The 3,835-nt window shown below is 70.2% G+C and carries 5 protein-coding genes; all 5 read left to right on the forward strand.

Annotated elements, in window-relative coordinates; translation table 11 throughout:
* Nucleotides 1–128 precede the first annotated feature (128 nt).
* The gene (tsaB, locus tag ACTHNC_RS16555; protein ID WP_440295723.1) at nucleotides 129–764 is read left to right on the forward strand and encodes a tRNA (adenosine(37)-N6)-threonylcarbamoyltransferase complex dimerization subunit type 1 TsaB; all 636 of its coding nucleotides are present in this window, start codon (nucleotides 129–131) and stop codon (nucleotides 762–764) included.
* On the forward strand, nucleotides 761–1,246 hold the full coding sequence (rimI, locus tag ACTHNC_RS16560; protein WP_440295724.1) for a ribosomal protein S18-alanine N-acetyltransferase: 486 nt from the start codon (nucleotides 761–763) through the stop codon (nucleotides 1,244–1,246). The genes tsaB and rimI overlap by 4 nt, the downstream gene beginning before the upstream one ends.
* Entirely contained in the window at nucleotides 1,243–2,304 is a 1,062-nt protein-coding gene (gene tsaD, locus ACTHNC_RS16565; protein WP_440295725.1) for a tRNA (adenosine(37)-N6)-threonylcarbamoyltransferase complex transferase subunit TsaD, read from the forward strand. Before rimI ends, tsaD begins: the two co-directional genes overlap by 4 nt.
* Nucleotides 2,305–2,552: 248 nt before the next feature.
* Nucleotides 2,553–2,993: a DUF4190 domain-containing protein gene (locus tag ACTHNC_RS16570; protein ID WP_440295726.1), complete on the forward strand. Its 441-nt coding sequence runs from the start codon at nucleotides 2,553–2,555 to the stop codon at nucleotides 2,991–2,993.
* 70 nt (nucleotides 2,994–3,063) lie between these two features.
* Nucleotides 3,064–3,783: a DUF4190 domain-containing protein gene (locus tag ACTHNC_RS16575; protein WP_440295727.1), complete on the forward strand. Its 720-nt coding sequence runs from the start codon at nucleotides 3,064–3,066 to the stop codon at nucleotides 3,781–3,783.
* Nucleotides 3,784–3,835: the final 52 nt, after the last annotated feature.

The following is a 3,835-nucleotide window of genomic DNA, read 5'->3' on the forward strand; positions in this document are numbered from 1 at the left end:
GGCCGCTCCCTGCGTCCTCGTCGTCGGCGTCACCACCAGTGACGCTCTCCTCCTCGTCCTTGCGATCGACCGCACCGAGCACATCCTCACCCGACCCCGAATTGAGAGACACACCCTACGCTGGAACGATGCTCCTCGCGATCGACACCTCGGCAGGAACGTCCGTCGCCGTGGTGGACCGGGAGGGCGGCGTGCTCAGCGAGCTGACCAGGGTCGACACGATGCGTCACGCCGAGGTGATCGGCGGGATGATCCGGGACGCACTGGCCCAGGCATCCGTCGACCCGGACGAGCTGTCGGGAGTCGCCGCAGGCATGGGACCGGGCCCGTTCACCGGCTTGCGCGTGGGCGTCGCGGCGGCGAAGGCGTTCGCGCTCGGCATCGGCAAGCCGGTCGTGCCCATAGTGAGCCACGACGCCGTCGCGCTCGAGCGCTACGCCTGGGGCCACACCGGCCCGTTGCTGGTGGTGACGGATGCCCGCAGGCGAGAGCTCTACTGGAGCACGTACGGCGGGGTCGACCAGCTCGGCATCCCGCTGCGCACCGGCGGACCCGGGCTGTCCAAGCCCGACGAGCTCGAACGGGCAGCCCTGCAAGGAGCGGACGTGCCGCGATACGACGCGGCATCCGTCTCGGCCGGGCAGCTCGGCCTGCTCGCGGAATGGCTGTACGCGGCGCGGCGGCCGTTCGCCGACGACCGTCCGCTCTACCTCCGCTCGCCCGACGTCACCCCGTCGAGCGGCCCGAAGCGGGTGACGGCATGAGCGCTGTGCACGCGGACGCGGTGGCCGGCCTTCGCCTCGCCACACTCGACGACCTCGACGCGATCATGGCGCTCGAGACATCCATCTTCGTCACCGATGCCTGGTCGCCCGCCCTCATGCGCTCCGAGCTGACGGCGGCGCACTCCTTCTATCTCGTGGTGGAGCGCGACGGAGAGGTCATCGCGTACTCGGGCCTGCGCGCGGTGCCAGGTGCCATGGATGCCGACATCCAGACGATCGCGGTCGCGCCGCATGCGAGGCGGCTGGGCCTCGGCCGCGCGCTGATGGTGGCCATGATCGGCGAGGCGGCCCGCCGTGGCGCCCGCGAGGTGTTCCTCGAGGTGCGTGCGGACAACCCGAACGCGCAGCGGCTCTACGACTCCCTCGGCTTCCGGAGCATCGCAGTGCGGCAGCACTACTACCAGCCCGACGACGTCGACGCGATCGTGATGCGTCTCACGCTGGGGGAGGCCGAAGCGTGACCGCAGAACCACTCGTGATCGGCATCGAGACGTCGTGCGACGAGACCGGCGCCGGCATCGTGCGCGGCACTCGGCTGCTCGCCAACGTGATCGCCTCCAGCATGGAGGAGCACGCCCGCTACGGCGGAGTCGTGCCCGAGGTCGCCGCGCGCGCGCACCTCGAGGCGCTCGAGCCGACCATCACGGAGGCAGTGGAGCGTGCGGGCATCCGTCTCGACGAGGTCGACGCGGTCGCGGTCACGAGTGGGCCCGGCCTCGCCGGCGCGCTCATGGTCGGGGTCGGGGCGGCGAAGGCGCTCGCCGTCGCGCTCGACAAACCGCTGTACGGCGTGAACCACCTCGTCGGTCACGTTGGAGCCGACCTGCTCGACGCGGACGGCGGCCCGGGCCGCGAGCTCGAACTGCCGACCATCGCGCTCCTGGTCTCCGGCGGACACACCTCGCTGCTGCACGTGCGCAGTCTCACCGACGACGTCGAACTGCTCGGCGAGACCATCGACGACGCGGCGGGAGAGGCGTTCGACAAGGTCGCCCGCGTGCTCGGGCTGCCGTACCCCGGCGGGCCGCAGATCGACCGCGTCGCCGTCGACGGGCATGCGGACGCCATCCGCTTCCCCCGTGGACTCACGCTGCCCAAGGACCTCGTGAAGCACCGCTACGACTTCTCCTTCTCCGGCCTGAAGACCGCGGTCGCGCGCTGGGTTGAGCGGCGAGAGGATGCCGGAGAGCCGGTCCCCGTCGCCGATGTGGCCGCGAGCTTCCGCGAGGCCGTCGCCGACGTGCTCCTGCGCAAGGCGATCGCGGCGTGCATCGACCGTGAGGTCCCGCGGCTGCTGCTCGGCGGTGGCGTTGTGGCCAACGCGCGCGTTCGACAGCTGGCGCAGGAACGAGCGGATGCCGCCGGCATCCGGCTGCGCATTCCCGCGTTGTCCCTGTGCACGGACAACGGCGCGATGATCGCCGCGCTCGCCGCGCAGCGCATCATGGCCGGCCACGCTCCGAGCGGCCTCGACTTCGGTGCGGACTCGACGCTGCCCGTGACCAACGTTCAGGTCTGAGACGGCTCGCAGGGTAGTGCCGGCCGCATGGGGACAGCTACCCATCGCGCCGGATTGTCGGCACGAATAGCGTGCAGGATGCGCACTCGTTCACGGGGGTGACAGTCCGACACGCCGGACACGGCATGCATTGACACCCCTGAAGGCGGATGCCAGCATTGGCATACACAGCTTTCGCTCAGGTTCAGTCCTGAGTGATCTACGACCGGTTGCTACTGACGACCGGCCCATTCGAAAGGATCAAGCACATGTCCGATCCCAACGCTCCTCAGGACCCGGCCGGTTCGCCGCAGCAGCCGCCGGCTCCCCAGCCCGCTGCGCCTCAGCAGCCTGCGCCGCCGCAGTACGGCGCCCCCCAGCAGCCCGCCGCACCGCAGTACGGCGCTCCCCAGGCGCCGCAGTACGGCCAGCCGTACACCGCTCCGGCGCAGAAGTCCCCGATTCTGAGCATCCTGTCGCTGATCGGCGGCATCGTCGGAATCGTCGGTTCCTTCTTCTACTTCGGTGGTCTGTTCGCCATCGCCGCGGTCATCCTCGGCTTCCTCGGGCGGAGCAAGGAGCCGCAGGCGAAGGGCTTCTGGCTGACCGGTATCATCCTCGGCTTCGTCGCCATCGCGCTAGAGATCATCGTCATCATCATCCTGGTGGCGGTTCTCGCTTCGGTGAGCTCGTCGCTCAACAACTACTGATCCATCCGCGGCGCGGCGACTCGGGCATGGTCCGAGCGCCGCGTCGCGCGGTCTGACGAAAGAAGTTCAGATGTCCGACCCGAACGCTCCGCAGAACCCGGAGCAGGTGCCGGCGCCGGGTGGCGCACCGCAGCAGGAGCCGCCGGTCGCACCGCCGACGGCACCGCCCGTGCCGCAGCAGCCGTCGGCCGCGCCTCCTGCGCCGCCGCAGCCGTCGGCCACACCTCCCGCGCCGCCGCAGCCTAACGTGCCGCCGCAGCAGCCATACGGTGCGCCGCAGCAGCCGTATGGTGCGCCGCAGCAGCCCGCTCCGCCGGTCCCGCCGCAGCCTTACGCTGCTCCGCAGCAGCCCTATGGCGCGCCGCAGCAGCCGTATGGCGCACCCCAGCAGCCCTACGGTGCCCCTCAGCAGCCGTACGGCGCTCCGCAGCAGCCCTACGGCGCTCCGCAGCAGCCGCCTGCACCGCAGTACGGCGCGCCCGGACAGCCGCCCTACGGTGCCCCGCAGTACGGGCAGCCGTACGCGCCGGCGCCGTCCAAGACCCCGATCCTGAGCATCCTGGCGCTCATCGGCGGCATCATCGGCGTCATCTCGGTCGGATGGGGCGTGCTGTTCGGCATCGCCGGCATCGTGCTCGGCTTCCTCGCCAAATCACGGGAGCCCCGGTCGAGGGGACTGTGGTTGACCGGAATCATCCTGGGCTTCGTCTCGGTCGCACTGATCCTGTTCTGGATTCTGATCATCGTCATCACCGCCATCGCCTCGGCCAGCTACAACTACAGCTACTGATCGATCGACGTCACACCAAGGCCGTCCCGCTCATCGGGGCGGCCTTCGTCGT

Origin of the sequence: Humibacter sp., from assembly GCF_051954055.1 — a bacterium.
Taxonomy (GTDB): domain Bacteria; phylum Actinomycetota; class Actinomycetes; order Actinomycetales; family Microbacteriaceae; genus Humibacter.

Coding starts and splice junctions, on each gene's coding strand:
- tsaB (WP_440295723.1), top strand. CDS start 129: ATGCTCCTCGCGATCGACACCTCGGCAGGAACGTCCGTCGCCGTGGTG.
- rimI (WP_440295724.1), top strand. CDS start 761: ATGAGCGCTGTGCACGCGGACGCGGTGGCCGGCCTTCGCCTCGCCACA.
- ACTHNC_RS16570 (WP_440295726.1), top strand. CDS start 2,553: ATGTCCGATCCCAACGCTCCTCAGGACCCGGCCGGTTCGCCGCAGCAG.
- ACTHNC_RS16575 (WP_440295727.1), top strand. CDS start 3,064: ATGTCCGACCCGAACGCTCCGCAGAACCCGGAGCAGGTGCCGGCGCCG.